The sequence below is a fragment of the Blastococcus sp. SYSU DS0619 genome, from assembly GCF_054051035.1.
This window is the reverse complement of sequence record NZ_JBJHAM010000010.1, coordinates 111,421-130,798: the sequence shown is the minus strand read 5'-3', so window position 1 is coordinate 130,798 and position 19,378 is coordinate 111,421. Positions and strand designations below refer to the sequence as shown.

16 protein-coding genes are annotated in these 19,378 nt (G+C 74.7%); 4 read left to right on the top strand and 12 right to left on the bottom strand.

Annotated elements, in window-relative coordinates; genetic code table 11:
- Positions 1-157: 157 nt before the first annotated feature.
- From ACI79T_RS13310 to ACI79T_RS13300, 3 genes are read right to left on the bottom strand one after another with little or no spacing between them, the layout of a single operon-like run.
- Complete coding sequence (locus ACI79T_RS13310; RefSeq protein ID WP_456610541.1) at positions 158-1,978, bottom strand: ABC-F family ATP-binding cassette domain-containing protein; 1,821 nt, start codon at positions 1,976-1,978, stop codon at positions 158-160.
- A gap of 26 nt (positions 1,979-2,004) precedes the next feature.
- Complete coding sequence (locus ACI79T_RS13305) at positions 2,005-3,297, bottom strand: MFS transporter (RefSeq protein WP_456610540.1); 1,293 nt, start codon at positions 3,295-3,297, stop codon at positions 2,005-2,007.
- On the bottom strand, positions 3,294-3,911 hold the full coding sequence (locus ACI79T_RS13300) for a helix-turn-helix domain-containing protein (RefSeq protein ID WP_456610539.1): 618 nt from the start codon (positions 3,909-3,911) through the stop codon (positions 3,294-3,296). The genes ACI79T_RS13305 and ACI79T_RS13300 overlap by 4 nt, the downstream gene beginning before the upstream one ends.
- Positions 3,912-4,040: 129 nt before the next feature.
- On the opposite strand from ACI79T_RS13300, the gene ACI79T_RS13295 reads away from it, so the two are divergent.
- The 3 genes from ACI79T_RS13295 to ACI79T_RS13285 are packed head-to-tail and all read left to right on the top strand — an operon-like array spanning position 4,041 to position 6,522.
- Positions 4,041-5,075 (top strand): pirin family protein, encoded by a 1,035-nt coding sequence (locus ACI79T_RS13295; RefSeq protein WP_456610538.1) that lies wholly within the window; start codon positions 4,041-4,043, stop codon positions 5,073-5,075.
- A 29-nt stretch (positions 5,076-5,104) separates the two neighbouring features.
- Positions 5,105-6,073, top strand: coding sequence for a pirin family protein (locus ACI79T_RS13290; RefSeq protein ID WP_456610537.1), 969 nt, complete (start codon positions 5,105-5,107; stop codon positions 6,071-6,073).
- Positions 6,074-6,087: 14 nt separating this feature from the next.
- Positions 6,088-6,522 carry a PPOX class F420-dependent oxidoreductase gene (locus tag ACI79T_RS13285; protein ID WP_456610536.1) on the top strand — a complete coding sequence of 145 codons (435 nt, stop codon included), beginning with the start codon at positions 6,088-6,090 and terminating at the stop codon, positions 6,520-6,522.
- Positions 6,523-6,571: 49 nt separating this feature from the next.
- On the opposite strand, the gene ACI79T_RS13280 is transcribed toward ACI79T_RS13285, so the two are convergent.
- Positions 6,572-7,330 (bottom strand): VOC family protein, encoded by a 759-nt coding sequence (locus tag ACI79T_RS13280; protein WP_456610535.1) that lies wholly within the window; start codon positions 7,328-7,330, stop codon positions 6,572-6,574.
- Between the two features lie 76 nt (positions 7,331-7,406).
- Entirely contained in the window at positions 7,407-9,503 is a 2,097-nt protein-coding gene (locus ACI79T_RS13275; RefSeq protein WP_456610534.1) for a TPM domain-containing protein, read from the bottom strand.
- A 119-nt stretch (positions 9,504-9,622) separates the two neighbouring features.
- Here ACI79T_RS13275 and ACI79T_RS13270 point away from each other — a divergent pair, with 119 nt between their 5' ends.
- Positions 9,623-9,997 carry a Rieske (2Fe-2S) protein gene (locus tag ACI79T_RS13270; protein WP_456610533.1) on the top strand — a complete coding sequence of 125 codons (375 nt, stop codon included), beginning with the start codon at positions 9,623-9,625 and terminating at the stop codon, positions 9,995-9,997.
- Positions 9,998-10,004: 7 nt separating this feature from the next.
- On the opposite strand, the gene ACI79T_RS13265 is transcribed toward ACI79T_RS13270, so the two are convergent.
- The 7 genes from ACI79T_RS13265 to ACI79T_RS13235 form a co-directional block, all read right to left on the bottom strand.
- Positions 10,005-11,690 (bottom strand): ABC transporter ATP-binding protein, encoded by a 1,686-nt coding sequence (locus ACI79T_RS13265; RefSeq protein WP_456610532.1) that lies wholly within the window; start codon positions 11,688-11,690, stop codon positions 10,005-10,007.
- Positions 11,687-12,769 carry an ABC transporter permease gene (locus tag ACI79T_RS13260; protein ID WP_456610531.1) on the bottom strand — a complete coding sequence of 361 codons (1,083 nt, stop codon included), beginning with the start codon at positions 12,767-12,769 and terminating at the stop codon, positions 11,687-11,689. Before ACI79T_RS13260 ends, ACI79T_RS13265 begins: the two co-directional genes overlap by 4 nt.
- A gap of 1 nt (position 12,770) precedes the next feature.
- On the bottom strand, positions 12,771-13,877 hold the full coding sequence (locus ACI79T_RS13255) for an ABC transporter permease (RefSeq protein ID WP_456610530.1): 1,107 nt from the start codon (positions 13,875-13,877) through the stop codon (positions 12,771-12,773).
- A gap of 101 nt (positions 13,878-13,978) precedes the next feature.
- A complete protein-coding gene (locus ACI79T_RS13250; RefSeq protein ID WP_456610529.1) occupies positions 13,979-15,622 on the bottom strand; it encodes an ABC transporter substrate-binding protein in 1,644 nt (547 codons plus the stop codon).
- A gap of 230 nt (positions 15,623-15,852) precedes the next feature.
- Positions 15,853-16,452, bottom strand: coding sequence for a recombination mediator RecR (gene recR, locus ACI79T_RS13245; RefSeq protein WP_456610528.1), 600 nt, complete (start codon positions 16,450-16,452; stop codon positions 15,853-15,855).
- Positions 16,453-16,495: 43 nt separating this feature from the next.
- Positions 16,496-16,834 (bottom strand): YbaB/EbfC family nucleoid-associated protein, encoded by a 339-nt coding sequence (locus ACI79T_RS13240; RefSeq protein ID WP_269191789.1) that lies wholly within the window; start codon positions 16,832-16,834, stop codon positions 16,496-16,498.
- Between the two features lie 52 nt (positions 16,835-16,886).
- On the bottom strand, positions 16,887-19,316 hold the full coding sequence (locus tag ACI79T_RS13235; protein WP_456610527.1) for a DNA polymerase III subunit gamma and tau: 2,430 nt from the start codon (positions 19,314-19,316) through the stop codon (positions 16,887-16,889).
- Between the last annotated feature and the right edge of the window lie 62 nt (positions 19,317-19,378).

Below are 19,378 nucleotides of genomic sequence, written 5' to 3'. Positions count from 1 at the left end.
CCCCCCCCCCCCCCCCCCCCCCCCCCCCCCCCCCCCCCCCCCCCCCCCCCCCCCCCCCCCCCCCCCCCCCCCCCCCCCCCCCCCCCCCCCCCCCCCCCCCCCCCCCCCCCCCCCCCCCCCCCCCCCCTGCACGGTGAGCCAGGACGGCGAGCGGGGCTCAGCCCTCGGCGGTCTCGGAGGCGACCAGCCAGGCCTCCTCGACCTCGCCCTTCTCCGCCTGCAGCGCCTTGAGCTGGGCGTCCAGCTCGGCGGCCTTCGCGTAGTCGGTGGCCGCGGCGGCGAGCTGCTCGTGCAACTTCTTCTCGTCGGCGTCCAGCTTGAGCATCCGCCGCTCGAGCCGGCTGGCCTCCTTCTTCGCCGACCGCGCCTCGGCCGCGGACACCGCGGGGGCCGACGTCGAGGGCGTGCCCACCGGACGCGGGCCGCCGTCGCCCGACGCCGTGGTCAGCGACGCCCCGCCGGCCGCGCGGCGGCGCAGGTACTCGTCCACCCCGCCGGGCAGCTCGGCGAGCGTCCCGTCGCCCAGCAGCGCCACGACCTTGTCGCACACCCGGTCGACGAAGTACCGGTCGTGGCTGACCACCAGCACCGTGCCGGGGAAGCTGTCGAGCAGGTCCTCCAGCGCGGTGAGGGTGTCGATGTCGAGGTCGTTGGTCGGCTCGTCGAGCACCAGCACGTTCGGCTCGGCCATGAGCAGGCGCAGCAGCTGCAGCCGGCGCCGCTCGCCGCCGGAGAGGTCGCCGACCGGGGTCCACTGCCGGTTGGCGGCGAAGCCGAACCGCTCGGCCAGCGTCGACGCCGAGATCTCCTGGTTGCCGATCCGGGCGAGGCGGGCGACGTCCTGCACCGCCTCCAGCACCCGGGCGCGCGGCGGCAGCTCGGTGACGTGCTGGGACAGGTAGGCCGGTGCCACGGTCTGGCCGACGGCGACGGTGCCCGAGTCCGGCTTCGTCTCGCCGACGAGCAGCTTGAGCAGCGAGGTCTTGCCCGCGCCGTTCACCCCGACGATGCCGATCCGGTCACCGGGGCCGACGTGCCAGGTGAGGTCCTTGAACAGGGTGCGCGGGCCGTCGTCGGTGGGGACGGCGTAATCCATCCCCTCCACGTCGTAGACGGACTTGCCGAGCCGGCGGGCGGCGAAGCCCTTCAGCGCCATCGAGTCGCGGGCCGGCGGCTCGTCGGCGATCAGCGCCTGCGCGGCGTCGATGCGGAACTTCGGCTTGCTGGTGCGGGCCGGCGGGCCGCGGCGCAGCCAGGCCAGCTCCTTGCGGACCAGGTTCATCCGGCGTTCCTCGGTCACCGCCGAGATCCGCGCCCGCTCCGCCCGGGCCAGCGTGTAGGCCGAGTAGCCGCCGTCGTAGGCGTGCACGTCGCCGTCGGCGACCTCCCACGTGGTGGTGCAGACCTCGTCGAGGAACCACCGGTCGTGGGTGACGACGACGAGGCCGCCGGCGCGCTGGTTGACGTACTCGGCCAGCCACGCGACGCCCTCGACGTCGAGGTGGTTGGTGGGCTCGTCGAGCACCAGCAGGTCCAGCGGCCGGATCAGCTGCGCGGCCAGCGCGACCCGGCGGCGCTCGCCACCGGACATCGGGGCCACGGGCGCATCCAGGCCGAGCCGGTCGAGCTCCAGCCCGGTGAGCACCGAGCGGACGGCGGGGTCGCCGGCCCACTCGTGCTCGGCGGCGAACATCGAGGCGGGCAGGACGACGTCACGCACCGTCGTCCCCGGCGGGAGGGTGCCGCTCTGGTCGAGGACACCCATCGCGAGGTCGCCGCGGCGGGTGACCCGGCCGGAGTCGGGCTCGTCGGTGCCGGTCAGCAGCGACAGCAGGGTGCTCTTGCCGCCGCCGTTGCGGCCGACCACGCCGATCCGCTCGCCGGCGGCCACGCCGAGGGAGACGTCGTCGAGGATCACGGTGGTGCCGTGCGCCTTGTGCACCCGCTCGAGGTTGACCAGGTTCAGGGGTGCGCTCATCGGCTGCTCGCAGAAGTCATGGGCCCTCAGTATCCGACGGCCGCCTCCCCGGGGGCCACGGCGGTGTCCACGGAGGTCGACCGGGGCAGCCGCAGGCACCCCAGGAGGCCGAGCGCCACGACCCCGGCGACGACGAGGAAGCCGGTCGCGGTGCTCGTCGCCGCGGCCAGCGGCGGGACGGTGAGGTTGCCGACGATCCCGCCGAGCGCCAGCGCCAGGGACATCGCCGAGACGGCGGTGGCCCGGTGGGCGGCGTCGACCCGTGTGTGCAGGACCGCGCTCAGCAGCGGCCAGACGGAGCCGTGCGAGAGGTAGTACAGGGCGAAGCCCGTGGCGGCCGGCACGAGCGCGTCGGGCCCCGCGACCAGGGCGAGCGACAGGCTCCCGAAGGCGAACAGCAGGGCGCCGGCGGCGGGGGTGGAGCCGCGGAGCAGCCGCCGCAGGGTCGGGGCGAGCACCGAGCCGACCGCCGACGCGGCGAAGGCGATCGCCAGGACCACGCCGTAGACGGCGGCGCCGTCGTCCCGCCCACCGGTCAGCTCGGCGAACCGGACCGGCCCCAGCAGCTCGCACACGACCAGCCCGACGCCGGTGACGGCGGTCAGGGCCAGGACCAGCCGCAGGGGGCGGTCGCTGACCGACAGCCGCACCGACTCCCCCACGGTCGCCGGCACCGCACGCGCCCCGGCGGCCAGCGCGCCGAGGACGCTCCCCTCGCGCGGTGGCCGGTGCTCGGTCAGCAGCCACAGCACCGCGGCCACGTACCCGACGTCGAGGACGGCGGCGCCCAGGTAGGACAGCGCGAGCCCCTCGGCGCCGCCGCCCCCGAGCAGCGCCGGGAGGAACCCGCCGACGACCGCGCCGACGGCGAGGCTCGCCCCGTCGGCCGCCGAGTGCTTGGCCAGACCCGGGGCGACGTCGGCGCCGGGCTCCAGCCGGTGGACGGTGTCCACGTACCAGGCCTCGAGCGGGCCGGAGTCCAGCACGCGGCCCACCCCGAGGGCCACGACCCCCGCCAGGAAACCGCCGAACGACGTCGCCGTCGCGATCAGCAGGCACGAGGCGATGTGCAGCACGGCGCCGGCGACCACGACGGGACGGCGGCCGAGCACGTCGGCCAGCCCCCCGGTGGGCAGCTCCAGCACCACGACCAGCACCCCGTGGACGGTGAACAGGACGCCGATCTCGGCGAGCGAGAGACCCCGCGCCTGGGCGAGCAGGACGGTGATCGGCGTCGTGAGCCCGACCGGCAACCAGCGGAGGGCGGTCAGCCCGACGAGTCGCCGGGTGGCGGAGCGGACGGTCTGCGGCGCGCTCACGTCGGCCACTCCCGCAGCGGGACCAGGTCGAGCAGCACGCAGATCTGCTCGGTGCCCTCCGCCGGTGGCGCATCGCCGGGGTGCTCGGCCATCCAGCGCCGCAGCGTGGCGTGCAGCTCGCCGATCAGCTCGCGCGCCTGGGCGGGGCTCAGCCGGAGCCCGTAGTCGTTGAGCGTGGCGGCGTCGGTCCAGCCGGGGTCGAGCTGGCCCTTCTGCTCGAACCAGGCGTCGAGCACCCGGGCGTGCTGGTCGATCTGCAGGCGGCTCATCTCGTCCTGCACCTCGGCGCCGCCCTCCTGCGGGAGGAGCTCCCCGGCCTGCCAGCTGGTCATCCGGTGCCGTGCCCGCCACCACCGCTCGCGCGCCGTCCCCTGGCCCTCGACCTCCTCGACGAAGCCGTACGCGGCGAGCTGGCGCAGGTGGTAGCTGGTCGACCCGCTGCTCTCCCCCACCTCCCGCGCCAGTCCGCTCGCCGTCGCGGGACCGTGCACCCGCAGCCGGCCGAGCAGGCGGCTGCGCAGCGGGTGCGCCAGCGCGCGCAGTGCGCGGACGTCGGTCACCCGGACGGCAGGATCCGGCGGCGAGGCATCCGGCGGGGTGCGATCGGCGGGCACGACATCAGGGTAGGAGTGCAAAGGCCCCTTTGCAACGGTTCCTTTGCAATCGATCGACGGGCGGGAAGAGAACGGGCCCGCCGAGCGCTACGGTCAGCACTAGTTGAGCCCTCAACCAAGGAGGCCGGCATGCCTGCCGTGACCGTCGAGGACACCACCACCCTGCCGCGGGTCCCGCTGCCCGCGCCCCGCACGGTGCGCCGCCGCACCCGCTCGGTGACGACGGCGCCGTCGGGCTTCGAGGGCGAGGGCTTCCCCGTGCGCCGCGCCTTCGCCGGCGTCGACCTCCGCGCGCTGGACCCGTTCCTCCACATGGACCAGATGGGCGAGGTCGAGTACGCCCCCGGTGAGCCCAAGGGCACCAGCTGGCACCCGCACCGCGGCTTCGAGACCGTCACCTACCTGCTCGACGGCACCTTCGAGCACGCCGACTCCCACGGCGGCGGCGGCACGATCAGCGACGGCGACACCCAGTGGATGACCGCCGGCGGTGGCGTCCTGCACATCGAGCGCCCGCCGGAGCAGCTGGTCGTGAGCGGCGGCCTGTTCCACGGACTGCAGCTGTGGGTGAACCTGCCGCAGGCGCAGAAGTGGGTGGAGCCGCGCTACCAGGACCTGCGCGCCGAGTCCGCGGTGCTGCTGGCCAGCCCCGACGCCGGCGCGTTCCTGCGGGTCATCGCCGGGGACGTCGCCGGGCACGCCGGTCCGGGCGCCACGTACACCCCGATGGCGATGGTGCACGCGACCGTCTCCCCCGGCGCGACGCTCGACCTGCCCTGGCGGCCGGACTTCAACGCCCTGGTCTACGTGCTCTCCGGCGCCGGCTCGGTCGGCATCGACGGCGCCCCCGTGCGCACCGGCCAGCTCGCCGTCCTCGGCCCCGGCGACACGGTGACCGTGCGGGGCGCGGTGCACCAGGAATCGCGGACGCCCGCGCTGGACGTCGTCGTCCTCGGCGGCCGGCCGATCAACGAGCCGATCGCCATGTACGGGCCGTTCGTCATGAACACCCGGCAGGAGGTGGCCGACGCGTTCGCCGACTTCTCCGCCGGCCGGCTGGGCTCGATCCCGGCGCAGCGCCTCGAGGGACCGGTTCCATCTTCTCGCCCGTCAACCGTCCCCCACGCCGACGTCCGGGGTGAGACTGGGCAGACGCCGGCCTGACACCGCGGCGCCGGAGGAGAGGACGCGCGATGAGCAACCTGGACCGACGGCCGCCCGCCCGCGACCTGGGCGGGCTGGCTGGTACCACCGCCGGGCCTGCGCTGGACCTGCTGCCGGGCAAGGAGGTGCTGCTCGGCGAGAGCACCCGGGTGCGCCGGCTGCTGCCCACGCTCGGCCGGCGGATGGTCGGCGCCTGGGTCTTCGTCGACCACTACGGCCCCGACGACATCGCCGCGGGCCCGGGCATGCAGGTGGCGCCGCACCCGCACACCGGGCTGCAGACGGTGTCCTGGCTGCTCGACGGCGAGGTGCACCACCGCGACTCGCTCGGCAGCGACGTGCGGTTCCGGCCCGGCGAGCTGGCGCTGATGACGGCCGGCCACGGCATCGCCCACTCCGAGCAGTCGCCGGCGACCCATCCGCGGTACCTGCACGGGGCCCAGCTGTGGGTGGCGCTGCCGGAGGCCGACCGCGAGGTGGACCCGCACTTCGAGCACCACGGCGTGCTGCCCGGCTTCAGCTCCGACGGGCTCACCGCCACGGTGCTCATGGGCGCCTTCGGCGGCGCGACGTCGCCGGGGCGGGCCTACACCCCGCTGGTCGGGGTCGACCTGGAGCTCGCCGCCGGCGCCGACGTGGAGCTCCCGCTGGAGCCCGACTTCGAGTACGGGCTGCTGACGTCGGCGGGGTCGGTCACGGTGGACGACGTCGTGCTCGAGCCCGGCGCGATGCTGTACCTGGGCACCGGCCGCCGCACGCTGCGGGTGCGCGCCGGCACGGGGTCCCGGCTGCTGCTCCTCGGCGGGGAGCCGTTCGAGGAGCGCCTGGTGATGTGGTGGAACTTCATCGGCCGGTCGGGCGAGGAGATCGCCGGCTACGCCGAGCAGTGGAACGCCGAGTCGCGGCGCTTCGGCACGGTCGTCGGCTACGACGGCGACCGGCTGGCGGCCCCACCGCTGCCACCGGTGGCGCTCCGGCCGCGCGGCCGGGTCCGCTGAGGCAGGCTGCCACCATGACTGCCTCCACCAGCCCGGATCCGCGGCTGCTCGCCTTCGTCGCCGACCAGCGCTGGGGCGTGCTCGCCACGGTCAAGCGCGACGGCCGGCCGCAGCTGTCCAACGTCGGCTACGCCTGGGACGACGGCCTGATCCGCATCTCGGTGACCGCCGACCGCGCCAAGACCCGCAACCTGCAGCGCGACCCGCGGGTGACGCTGCACGTGGCGTCGAAGGACTTCTGGACCTGGGTCGCCGTCGAGGGGACCGCCGAGCTCACCCCGGTCGCGCAGGACCCGCACGACGCCGCGGTCGAGGAGCTGATCGCCTACTACCGCGGCGTCTCGGGCGAGCACGAGGACTGGGACGACTACCGCGCGGCGATGGTCGCCGACCGCCGGCTCGTCGTCCGGTTCCGACCCGAGCACGCGTACGGGCAGCTGCCGGGCTGAGCCCCGCGCCGCCGGTGCGCCCCGTTCGCACCGGCTGCCGGGCAGGACCTCACCCGGCCGGGACCTCCATGACGGAGAACGACGCGCCCCACGGGTCGGCGACGACCGCGAACCGGCCGTACTCGGTGTCCTCGGCGGGGAGCAGTACCTTCCCGCCGGACGACGTCGCCGTGGCGACCGCGTCGTCGGTGGAGGTCACCGCGAAGCAGGTCGACCAGCCCTTCGGCACCCCGGGGGCCACGGCGCCGAGCCCGCCGAGCGGGTCCCCGCCCGTGGCGAAGGTCGTGTAGCCCTCCCCGCCGGGGATCTCCTCGAACCGGAACCCGAAGACGGCGGAGTAGAACTCCCGCGCCGCCGCCGGGTCGTCGACCGCCGCCTCGTTCCAGACCAGCGACCCCGGTTCGTTGTACCGCTGCACGCCGGTGTGCTCGCCGGACTGCCACAGGCCGAACGGGTTCCCCTGCGGGTCGAGGGCGACGACCATCGTGCCCATCGGCCCGATCTCCATCGGCTCCACCACGACCGTGCCGCCGGCCTCCCGGATCCGGGCGACCGTGGCGGGCGCGTCGTCCGTCGCGAAGTAGGTGGTCCAGCCGGGCGGGTCGTCCGGATCCGTCTGCGGACCGAGCCCGGCCACCTGCCGCCCGTCCTTCTCGGCGTTCAGGTAGCCGCCGAACTCGGGGTCACCGCCGGTGTAGGCCCAGCCGAGCAGGGCGGTGTAGAACTCCTTGGCCGCCGCCAGGTCGGCTGCGCCGTAGTCCACCCAGCACGGCGTCCCGGCCGGCCAGGGGGTGTCTCGCGTGGGCATGGTTGCCTCCTCCGAATGTGGGGGAGGTCACCGTCCCACCGGAGTACGACAGTTCGGGGCGCCGGCTGCGCGGAGGTCAGAACCGCCCGCCGCCGGCCCGGCCGCCACCGCCGAAGGAACCGCCGCCGCCCCGGCCACCGCCGCCGAACGAGCCGCCCCCGGACCGGCCGCCGAAGCCACCACCACCGAAGCTGCCACCACCGAAGCCGCCGCCGAAGCCCCCGCCCGAGATGCCGCCGCCGAACCCGCCCCGGCGGCCGCCGCCGAGCAGGATGCCGCCGAGCACCAGGCTGCCGAGGTCGACCCCGCCGCGGCGGTACCCCCCGCCGTAGCCACCGCCCATGCCGCCGTAACCGGAGTTCCAGTCGTCGACGTCCTCCTGCGCCAGGTCCAGCGCGTGCTGGGCGAGCATCCCGGCCTGGTGTGCCTCCCGCAGCGCGCTCACCGGCTCGGAACGGCCCAGCTCGACGGCGGCCTCGAGGTGCCGCTGCGCCTCGGCCAGCCGGGTGCGCGCCTCCGGGCCCACCGCGCCGCGGCGGGTGTCGATGAAGTCCGCGGCGGCGGCCACCGACGAGCGGGCGGTGAGCAGTGCCTGGTCCAGCGCCGCCGCGGCCCGCCGGGCCTGGGTCTGCGCGTCCCGGGCCGCCGAGAGGGTCTCCTCCAGCGCGGCGTCGGCGTCCTCGAGCTGGCGGAGTGCGGCCAGCGGGTCCCCCGGGGTGCCGTCGGCCGGCCGCAGCGCCGCGTCCGCGGCCGTCAGGGCCGCCTCCGCACGGGCGATCTGCGGCTGCAGCCCGCTGCGGTCGCCGCCGGCCACCAGGGCCCGGGCCTCGGCGAGGTCCTTCTCCGTCTCCGCGCGGGCGGCCGCCACCCGGCCGGTGGCCGCGTCGAGGTCGGCGGCCAGCCGGCCCACGGCGTCGAGCAGGGTGCCGGTCTGCGCGACCGCGTCCTCGGCCGCGCGGATGTCGCCGACGGCGTCGCCGGTGCGGCCGGCGGCGAGCGCCTCGCGGGCCTCGCGCACCTCCTGGTCGGCGGCGTCGAGCCGGGACCCGGCCTCGCGCACGTTGTCGGCGACGGCGGTCACCGCGGAGCCGGAGAACCGCTGCCGGATCCCGGCAAGCCGCTGCTCCTCCTCCGGCAGCCGCCCGCGCAGCGCCGCGATGCGCGGCTCGAGGCCGGCGAGCACCTGCGGAGCGGTCCGCTCCAGGTCGCGCAGCTCCTCGAACGCGGCGCTCTGGTCGTCGAGCCGGGCGTCGGCGGCCTGGGTCAGCGACAGGATCTCGGCGAGCATCCGCCGGGTCGTCGGCTCGTCCTCCGGGACGTCGTCGTCCAGCTCCTGCCGGATGGCGAAGGCGCGCGAGACCTCGGCCCGGGACTGCGCCAGCGCGGCGCCGAACCCGGCGACGGCGTCCTCGCCGTACTGCGACCGGGCGAAGTCGAGGTCCAGCTGGGAGGTCTTCACCGCCTCGTCCATCTCCAGCAGCGCCTCGCTGGCGCGGCCCTGCAGCTCGTCGGTGGGCACGCCCTCGTACGGGTCGGGCGCGGGCCGCTGCCGACTCGCGGGCAGCGCTCCGCCGGCGCGGTTCCGGCGGGCGCGGCTCACCAGGTAGGCGCCGCCGCCGACGACCGCGATCCCGCCGACCACCAGGAGCGCGCCGGCCCCGCCGGAGCCGCCGTCGGTCCCGGCGTCGGAGCCAGAGTCCGCCGGCTGCGCGGTCGCCGTGCCGTCCGACTCCAGCAGCCCCGCGAAGGTGGCCACACCGCCGGGGAAGTCACCGGCGGCGAACTGCGGCGACACCTGATCGTCGGCCAGCGCCTCGAGCTGGTCCTTGGAGAGCGGGTGGTCCGCCGGCCGGAGGAAGCCGTACAGCCCGTCATCCACGGCGACGGCCAGCAGCGCGTCCTCCTCGGAGAGCTGGCTCAGCTCGGCGGTCGCCTGCGCCCACTCCGTCCGGTCCGCGCCGTCGAAGCTGGAGACGAAGACCACGTAGAGGTCCGTGCCGGTGGCCGAGCGCAGGTCGTCGATCGCGTTCTGGACCTGGGCCGTGCCGCCGTCGAGCGCACCGACCTCGTCGACGATCTGCTCCGTCAGCCGGAACGGCGGCACGGCGTACGCCGGCCCCCCGGTGACCAGGAGGACGGCGAGCACTCCCAGGACGACGCACAGCCGGCGCACGGATACCTCCTGGAAGGGCGAAGTCGAACCTGGACGACCCTACCGACGGGCGAGGGGTCCGGCCCGGCCGCGGTGGGTAGGGCGGGTCCGCCGCCGTCCACCGCACCGAGGAGATCCGCGTGTCCGAGCCCGACGCCGTCCCTGCCGCCGAGCTGCCACCGGGGACGGTCCGCCGCGCCGGCGACTGGGCCGTGGGCAACCGGGGACCGGGACCGGACGGCGAGGACCGGTACTTCGCCGTCTCCCGGCGCTGCCGCCACCAGCTGGCCGACCTCGCGGAGGGCAGCGTCGACGCCGACGGGTGCCTGGTCTGCCCCTGGCACCAGAGCCGGTACGACGTGCGCACCGGCGAGATGGTCGAGGGCCCGCGCGGGTTCCTCGGCTACCACGGGCCGACGCCGGTCTACTCGCAGCTGGTGCGGGTGGTCGGGCAACTCGCGCGGTTGCGCGTGCGCCGGGCCACCCGCACCGGCGACGACGTCGTCCTGGAGTGACGCCGCCTCAGCTGCCCTGGAGCTGCTCCCAGACCGACCGGCGCCGGGCCTGCTGGTCGGGGTCGGGCACGGGCAGGGAGGCGAGCAGCCGCTGCGTGTAGGCGTGCTGCGGGTTGCCCAGCACCTCCGCCCCGGTGCCCTCCTCGACCAGCTCGCCCTGGTAGAGCACCGCGATGCGGTCGGCCAGCAGGTCGACGACGGCGAGGTCGTGGCTGATGAACAGGCAGGCGAAGCCGAGCTCGCGCTGCAGCTCGTCGAACAGTTCCAGCACCCGCTTCTGCACCGACACGTCCAGCGCCGAGGTGGGCTCGTCGGCGATGAGCAGCTCCGGGTCGAGGGCCAGCGCGCGGGCCAGGCTGGCGCGCTGCCGCTGGCCGCCGGAGAGCTCGTGCGGGAACCGGTCGCCGAAGGCCTTGGGCAGCTGGACCGCCTCCAGCAGCTCGTCCACCCGGCGCCGGGCGTCCTGCGGGTCCTTCGCCCGGCCGTGCACGACCAGCGGCTCGGCGACGGCGTCGGCGATGGAGAGCAGCGGGTTGAAGCTCGACGCCGGGTCCTGGAAGACGAACCCGATCCGCTCGCGCACCGGGCGGAACCGCTTCTCCCGGACCCCGTTCATCTCCGTGCCCAGCACCTGCAGCGAGCCGCCGGTGACCTTGGTCAGCCCGGCGATGGCCCGGCCGATCGTCGTCTTGCCGCTGCCGCTCTCCCCCACCAGGCCGAGCACCTCGCCGGGCCGGATCGCGAAGCTGACGCCGTCGACGGCGACGAAGTCGGGCTTGCGCAGCCGGCCCGGGTAGACGATCCGCAGGTCGCGCGCCTCGACCACCGGGGTGGCGCTCTCCCAGGCGCCGGTGCGGGAGGCGGCCCGGTCCTGCGTGCGGGCCCGCCCCTCCCCCAGCCGCGGCACGGAGGAGAGCAGCTGCCGGGTGTAGGGGTCCTGCGGGGCGGAGAACAGCGTCCGGACGTCGGCCTGCTCGACGATCCGTCCCTGGTACATGACCGCCACCCGGTCGGCCAGGTCGGCGACGACGCCCATGTTGTGCGTGATCAGCACGATGGCGGTGCCGAACTCGTCGCGGCAGCGGCGCAGCAGGTCGAGGATCTCCGCCTGCACCGTGACGTCGAGGGCGGTGGTCGGCTCGTCGGCGATGATGACGCCCGGGTCGAGCACCAGCGCCTGGGCGATGACGATGCGCTGCTTCTGCCCGCCGGAGAACTGGTGCGGGTAGTGGTCGACGCGGTGCTCGGGGTCGGGGATGCCGACCCGGCGCAGCACGTCGATCGCCTTCTCCCGGGCTTCCTTCTTGCCGTACTTCCCGTGCGCGCGCAAGCCCTCGGCGATCTGCCAGCCGACCGGGTACACCGGGTTCAGCGCCGTCGACGGCTCCTGGAAGACCATCGCGGCGTCCCGGCCCCGCACCTCCCCGAGGTCGGTCCGGCCGAGGGTGACGACGTCGGCGGTGCTGCCGCCGTCCTTGCTGGTGAGCAGCACCGCGCCGCGTGTGGTGGCGGTCTCGGGCAGCAGGCCCAGGATGCTGCGTGCGGTCACGGTCTTGCCGCTGCCGCTCTCGCCGACGATGGCCAGCACCTCGCCGGCGGCCACCGAGAGGGTCACGCCCTGGACGGCGGCGACGTCCCCGGCGTCCGTGGCGAAGGAGACCGTCAGGTCCTCGATGCCGACGACGTCGCTCATCGCCGCCCTCCTTCCGTGTCGCCGGGTCGCTCCAGCTCGTCGGTGCCGCCGGGGCTCTCGACCGGGGCGGTGTACGGGGCGACCGCGTCCGAGGTCTCGGCGACGTCGGACGGCGCGGTGCCCCCGCGCCGGCGGCTGCGCAGCCGCGGGTCGGCGAGGTCGTTGAGGCTCTCCCCGACCAGGGTCAGGCCCATCACCACCAGCACGATGGCCAGCCCCGGGAAGATCGAGGTCCACCAGATGCCGCTGGTGACGTCGGACAGCGACTGCTTGAGGTCGTAGCCCCACTCGGCGGCCGCGGTCGGCTCGATGCCGAAGCCGAGGAAGCCCAGCCCGGCGAGGGTGAGGATCGCCTCGGAGGCGTTGAGCGTGAGGATCAGCGGCAGCGTGCGGGTGGAGTTGCGGAACACGTGCCGCGACATGATCCGCCAGTGGCCGGCGCCGATGACGCGGGCGGACTCCACGAACGCCTCGGACTTGATCCGCACCACCTCGGCGCGGACCACCCGCAGGTACTGCGGCACGAAGATCACCGTGATCGACAGCGCCGCGGCGAGGATGCCCCCGGCGAGGCTGGACTGCCCGCCGTTGACCACGATGCCGATGACGATCGCCAGCAGCAGCGCCGGGAACGCGTAGATGGCGTCGGCGATGACGACCAGCACCCGGTCCAGCCAGCCGCCGAAGTAGCCGGAGAGCAGCCCCAGCAGCACGCCCAGGAGCAGCGAGAAGATCACCGCGGCGACGATGACGAACAGCGCGGTGCGCGAGCCCCAGATGACCCGGGACAGCACGTCGTACCCGCCGACGGTGGTGCCGAGCAGGTGGTCGGCCGAGGGCTCCTGCTGGGCGCCGAAGGGGCCGGTCGCGTCGCGCAGCTGGTCGTACTCGTAGGGCGCGAGCAGCGGCGCGAAGATCGCCGTCAGCACGAAGATGCCGGTGAGCACCAGGCCGGCGACCAGCATGCCGCGTTGCAGGCCGACGCTCTGCTGCACCTGGCGGAGCACGGGGAGGTCGCGCCAGCCGCGGCGCCGGCGGCCCGCGGGAGCCGTCTCGGGAGCGTGCACAGCGGTGGCCATGTCAGTACCTCACCCGGGGGTCGATCAGGGCCGCGATCACGTCGACGACGAAGTTGACGACCGCGACGATGACGGCGGCCAGCACGACGATGCCCTGGACGGCGACGAAGTCGCGCGCCTCCAGGTACTGGACCAGCTGGAAGCCCAGGCCCTTCCACTCGAACGTGGTCTCGGTCAGGACCGCGCCGCCCAGCAGGAGGGCGATCTGCAGGCCGATGACAGTGACGATGGGGATCAGCGCCGGCCGGTAGGCGTGCTTGCGCAGCAGCCGCCGCTCGCTGACCCCGCGCGACCGGGCCGCCTCGACATAGCCCATGCCCAGCGTGCCGATGACGTTGGTGCGCACCAGCCGCAGGAACACCCCGGCGGTGAGCAGCCCGAGGGTGAGCGCCGGCAGGACGGCGTGCTGCAGGACGTCGCCGACCACCTCGCCGTCGCCGGTCGAGAACGCGTCGATCAGGTAGATGCCGGTGGACGAGTCCAGCGTCTGCAGCTGGATCTCCGAGCCGGTGGTGGCCCGCCCGGCGACCGGCAGCCAGCCCAGCTGGACGGCGAAGACGAGCTTGAACACCAGACCCGCGAAGAAGACCGGCGTGGCGTAGCAGAGGATCGCGAACACCCGGAGCGCGGCGTCGGGCCACCGGTCGCGCAGGTAGGCGGCGAGCCGGCCGAGCGGGATGCCGACCAGGAAGGCGACGATCAGCGCGTAGAAGGCGAGCTCGAGGGTCGCCGCCCCGAACGTGGTGAGCACCTCGGTGACCGGGCGGTTGTCGCTCTGCGTCGTCCCGAAGTCGCCCTGGAGCAGTGAGGTCAGGTACTCCCAGTACTGCACCAGGATCGGCCGGTCGTAGCCGGCCTCGCGCACCCGCTCCTGCAGCTCGGCCGCGGGCAGCCGACCGCCGAGCGCGGCGGTGATCGGGTCACCGGTGAGCCGCATGAGGACGAACACCGTCGTCACGAGGATGAAGACGGTCGGGAAGATCAGCAGGAAGCGGACCAGCAGGTAGCTGCCCAGCCCGCCACCCCCGCCGCGGCTCCGGCGGGGCGGCGCCGGCTCCTCGTCCGGGGCGTCGGTGCTCCCGGAGAGCTCGGTCGTGGTCGTGGTCATCTCTCCACCCGGGTCGGTGCGGGGTTCCCTACGTGGGCGGCCCCGGGTGACCCGCGCGTGGCGGGTCACCCGGGGCCGGGTGGTGCAGGCTCTCGGCTCCGTCAGCCCTTGCTCAGGGCGCCGTACCGGAACTTGAACGAGGGGTCGAGGGTGTCCTCGGTGCCCGACACGTCGGTACCGGTGACGGCGACCTGCGCGCCCTGCAGGTAGGGCACGGTGGAGAGGTCGTCGGCGACGAGCTCCTGGATCTGCTCGATCAGGGCCTGGCGCTCGGCCGGGTCCTCCGTCGTCGCCTGCTGGAGGATCAGGTCGTTGACCTCCTGGTCCACGTAGTGGTTGCCCAGGAAGTTCTCCTCCAGGAAGAACGGCGTCAGGTAGTTGTCGGCGTCCGAGTAGTCCGGGAACCAGCCGAGCTGGTAGGCCGGGTAGACGTCGTTGGTGCGCTGCTCGGAGTACTGCGTCCACTCGGTGGTCTGCAGGTCGACCTGGAACAGGCCGCTGGACTCCAGCTGGTCCTTGATCAGCGCGTACTCGTCACCCGAGGACGGGCCGTAGTGGTCGTTGGAGTACTGCAGGCTCAGCTGCACCGGGGTGGTGACGCCGGCCGCCTCGAGCAGCTGCCGCGCCGCATCGGCGTCGGGGCCGCCCTCGCCGTCGCCGTACTTCTCCATGAGCGGCTGGATGGCGCCGGTCAGGCCCTCGGGGACGAAGGAGTACAGCGGGGTGTAGGTGCCCTTGTAGACCTGCTCGGCCAGCTCCTCGCGGTCGATCAGGCTGGCGACCGCCTGGCGGACGGCGAGCGCCTTGGCCGGGTCGGCCTCCGGCGTCGTCGCGCCGTAGGGCTGGGTGTTGAAGTTGAAGACGATGTAGCGGATCTCGCCGCCGGGCCCGTCGACGACCTGGACGCCGTCGTCGCTGCGCAGGTCCTCGATGTCGGTGGCGGACAGGCTCCGCCACGCGACGTCGATGTTGCCCTCCTGCACGTCGAGCTTCAGGTTCGAGGCGTCGGCGTAGTACCGGACGTTGACCTGCTCGGTCGCAGGCTCGCCCAGCAGACCCTGGTACTCGGGGTTGGCCGCGTAGGTGACCAGGTTGTTCTGGTCGTAGTTGGTGATCGTGTACGGGCCGGCGAACGCCTCGCCCTCGACGATCTCCTGGTCGGGGGTCAGCTCGGTGGCCGAGAGGACGTCCTCGTCGACGATGGGGCCGGCCGGGCTCGACAGGATCTGCGGGAAGATCTGGTCGTTCGGCTGCTTCAGGTTGAACACGACGGTCTGCTCGTCCGGGGTGTCCACGCTGTCCAGGTTGTAGAGCAGCGAGGCCGGGCCCTCGGGGTCGTTGATCGCCAGCTGCCGGTCGAACGTGAACTTGACGTCCGACGAGGTCAGCTCGTTGCCGTTGGCGAAGGTGAGCCCGTCCTTCAGCGTCACCGTGTACTCGGTGGGCGAGGTGAACTCGGCCGACTCCGCGATGTCCGGCTCGACCTCCGGGCTGCCGTAGGGCGTGTTCATCAGGAACGGGTAGACCTGGTTCATCACGGCGAACGAGCCGTTGTCGTACGAACCGGCCGGGTCGATCGTGGTGATCTTGTCGCTGGTGCCGATGGTGATGCTGCCGCCGTCACCGCTGCCGGAGCCGCCGTTGCCGTCGCTGTTCCCGCCACCGCAGGCGCTGAGCACCAGGGCAGCGGCCGCGATGCCCGCCGTGGCGACTCCGCGCCGACGGCTGATCGAACCGGAAGTCATCCGTTACCTCGTTCTCATCGACAGCGACGGCGGACGATCTCCACGCAGTCGCCCTTGGGACCAGAAGATCTCAAGGTCTAACACAGCGTTCCTCAGCGGTGAGAGGTCCCCGGAGCACCGTTACCGCGTCGTGACTGCGGGCGGCGGGATGCCGCACAGCGGGCCACCGGGCGGGTGACCCGGTGTGCGCGGGAGCCTGCGGGACGTCAGGACGACGCGGCGCCCTGTCGTCAGGCGTCGATGCGGCGGCGGCCCTCGAAGGCCCGGCCCAGCGTGACCTCGTCGGCGTACTCGAGGTCACCGCCGACGGGCAGGCCGCTGGCCAGCCGGGAGACCGCGAGCCCCATCGGGCCGACCAGGCGGGCGAGGTACGCCGCCGTCGCCTCCCCCTCGAGGTTCGGGTCCGTGGCGATGATCAGCTCGGTGACGGCGCCGTTCATCAGCCGGGTCATCAGCTCCTTGACCCGCAGGTCGTCGGGGCCGACGCCGTCGATCGGGCTGATCGCGCCGCCGAGCACGTGGTAGCGGCCGCGGAACTCACGGGTGCGCTCGATCGCGACGACGTCCTTGGGCTCCTCGACGACGCAGAGCACGTCGTCGGTGCGGCGCGGGTCGCGGCAGATGCGGCACTGCTCCGCCTCGGCGACGTTGTAGCAGGTCACGCAGAAGCGGACCGACTCCTGGACCCGGGTCAGGGCCGCCACCAGCCGGCTGACGTCGGCCGACTCGGACGACAGCAGGTGGAAGGCGATGCGCTGGGCGCTCTTCGGCCCCACGCCGGGCAGGCGACCGAGCTCGTCGATCAGGTCCTGGACGGCACCCTCGTACACGGGGCTCCTCGATGTGCGAAGTGGATCGGGCGGGCGGGCCCGATCAGAGGCCGGGCAGCCCCAGGCCGCCGCCGAGGCCACCGGCCAGGGGACCCATGCGGTTCGCGGTCATCTCGTCGGCGGCCCGCTTGGCGTCCCGGACGGCGGCGACGACGAGGTCCTGCAGCGTCTCGAGGTCGTCGGGGTCGACGGCGTCGGGCGCGATGGTGAGCGCGGTCAGGTCGCCGTCGCCGGTCATCGTCGCCGAGACCAGGCCGCCGCCGGCGGTACCGGTGACCTCGGTGGCCGCCAGCTCCTGCTGGGCGGCGGCGAGCTGCTGCTGCATCTGCTGCGCCTGCTTCATGAGCTGCGACAGGTCGGGCTGCTGGCCTCCGGGGAACATGCCACGAGAGTAGGCCGCGGGGACGACAGGTGAGGGCGCGCCGCCCCGCCGGTCAGCTGTCGACCGGCCGGGCGCCCAGCTGGGCGCGCAGCAGCTGCAGGGCGGCCTGCTCCTGGTCGACGGCCGGCGCGGGCTCCCGGTCGCCGTCGGAGGAGGTCTCCGCCGCCCGCTCGGCCATCAGCTCCCGGGCCTCGGCGGCCTCCGCCGCCCGCGCGGCCTCGCGCGCCGCCTCCGGTGCCGCGTTCCGGGCCCCGGCGGCCGGGCCGGCCCCCTCGACGACGGCGTCGACGCGCCAGCGGACCCCCAGCAGCTCGTTGAGCGCCTCCCGGAGGACGTCCTTGTTGAGGTCGTCACCCAGCCGCCGGGCCAGCGCCGGCGACGACGTCGAGAGCGTGAGCACGCCGTTGGCCAGCTGGTGCACCTGGGCGTTCTTCAACAGCGCCTCGGTGGTCCGCTTGTGCTTCTTGACCACGGCGAGCAGCTCCGGCCACACCCGGCGGACGTCCGTGGTGGTCAGCTCGCCGTCGGCGGCGGTCTCCGGAGGGTTGGCCGACACGACCGGCGTCGGCTCCCCGCCCCGCGGTGCGGGCGCGGACTCCGCGGCGGCGCGCGGCGGGGACGCCGACGGGCGCGGCTGGTCGACCCGCGCGGCGGCGGCCTGCACCGCGGCGGGCTGCGCCGGGTGCGGCCAGTCCTCGTCGTCGGTCGGCTCGGGCGGCAGCGGGATGTCCGGCTCCTCGGCCGCGACCCGGCGCCGGGCCGGCTCCGCCTCCGGTGCGGCCGGTGCGGCCGGCGGGGCGGTGCGCGGCCGGCTGCCCGGCTGGGCGGTCTCGGGCCAGTCGGCACCCGGGGCGGTGGGCGCCGCCGCGGCGGGCCGCGGGCGGCTCCCCGGCTTGGCGGTCTCCGGCCAGCCGTCGCCCGACGGGGCGGGTGCGGCCGGCGCCGGGGCGTCGGCCGGCGCGGGCGTGGTCGCTGCCGGGGCGGCGGGCTCCGGCTGCTGCACCGGGGCCGCGGCCGGGGCGGCCGGTGCCTGCGGCTGGGCCGGGGCGGCCGGTGCCGGCGGCTGCGCCGGGCCGGCCTCCGGCCGGGTCGGTGCCGGGCCGGACGGCCGGCCCGCCTGCTGCTGCTGCTGCTGCTGCTGAGCCTGCGACCGGCGGACGAACTCGCGCCGCGTCCCCGCGGACTCCTCGGCGGGGGTGAGGGGTGCCGGCGCCACGGCTCGGGGCGTCTCGGCTCGGGGGGTCTCGGCTCGGGGGGTCTCGGCGGGGACGGCCTCCCGGTGCCCGACCTCCGCGGCGGGGCGGCCGGCGTGCTCACCGGCGATCGACATCCGCCGCTCGAGCCGCTCGAGGCGCTGGAGGGTGGCGGCGGCCGAGCCGTCGGTGGCCGGCAGCAGCATGCGGGCGCACACCAGCTCCAGCAGCAGCCGGGGCGCCGTCGTCCCGCGCATGTCGGCCAGGCCCTCGTGCACGGTGTCGGCCATGCGCGACAGGGTGGCCGAGCCGAGCGCCTGGGCCTGGGAGTTCATCAGGTCCAGCCGGTCGGGCGGGCAGTCGAGCAGCCCGTTGCCGCCCGCGTCGGGCACGGCGTCGAGCACGATCAGGTCGCGCATCCGGTCGAGCAGGTCGGTGGCGAAGCGGCGCGGGTCGTGCCCGGCCTCGACCACGCGGTCGACGGCGCGGAAGACACCGGGCGCGTCCGAGGCGGCCAGCGCGTCGATGGTCTCGTCGAGCAGCGCGTCGTCGGTGACGCCGAGCAGGCCGACGGCGCTCCGGTAGGTCACGCCCTCGGGGCCGGCGCCGGCCAGGAGCTGGTCGAGGATGGACAGCGAGTCGCGCACCGAGCCACCACCGGCCCGCACCACCAGCGGGAAGACCGTCGGCTCGACCGTCACGCCCTCGGCCGCGCAGGTCTTCTCCAGCAGCGCGCGCAGCGTCGTCGGCGGGACCAGGCGGAACGGGTAGTGGTGGGTGCGCGAGCGGATGGTCGGGAGGACCTTCTCCGGCTCGGTCGTGGCGAAGACGAAGACCAGGAAGTCCGGCGGCTCCTCGACCACCTTGAGCAGGGCGTTGAAGCCCTGCGTGGTGACCATGTGCGCCTCGTCGACGATGTAGACCTTGTAGCGGCTGTTCACCGGCGCGAAGAACGCGCGCTCGCGGAGATCGCGGGCGTCGTCGACACCGCCGTGGCTGGCCGCGTCGATCTCCATGACGTCCAGCGAGCCGGGACCGTCGGGCGCCAGTGCGATGCAGGACCCGCAGACCCCGCACGGCGTGGACGTCGGCCCCTGTTCGCAGTTCAGCGAGCGGGCCAGGATCCGCGCCGACGACGTCTTCCCGCAGCCGCGCGGGCCGCTGAACAGGTAGGCGTGGTTGATCCGCCCGCCGTCGACCGCGTTCATCAGCGGGGTGGTGACGTGCTCCTGCCCGACCACCTCGGCGAAGGTCGCCGGGCGGTACTTGCGGTAGAGCGCCAGAGCCACGCCGAGGAGGTTACGTGGCAGGACCGACCGGACGGAGGGGCCGGTGGACGCCGGGCCGGGGG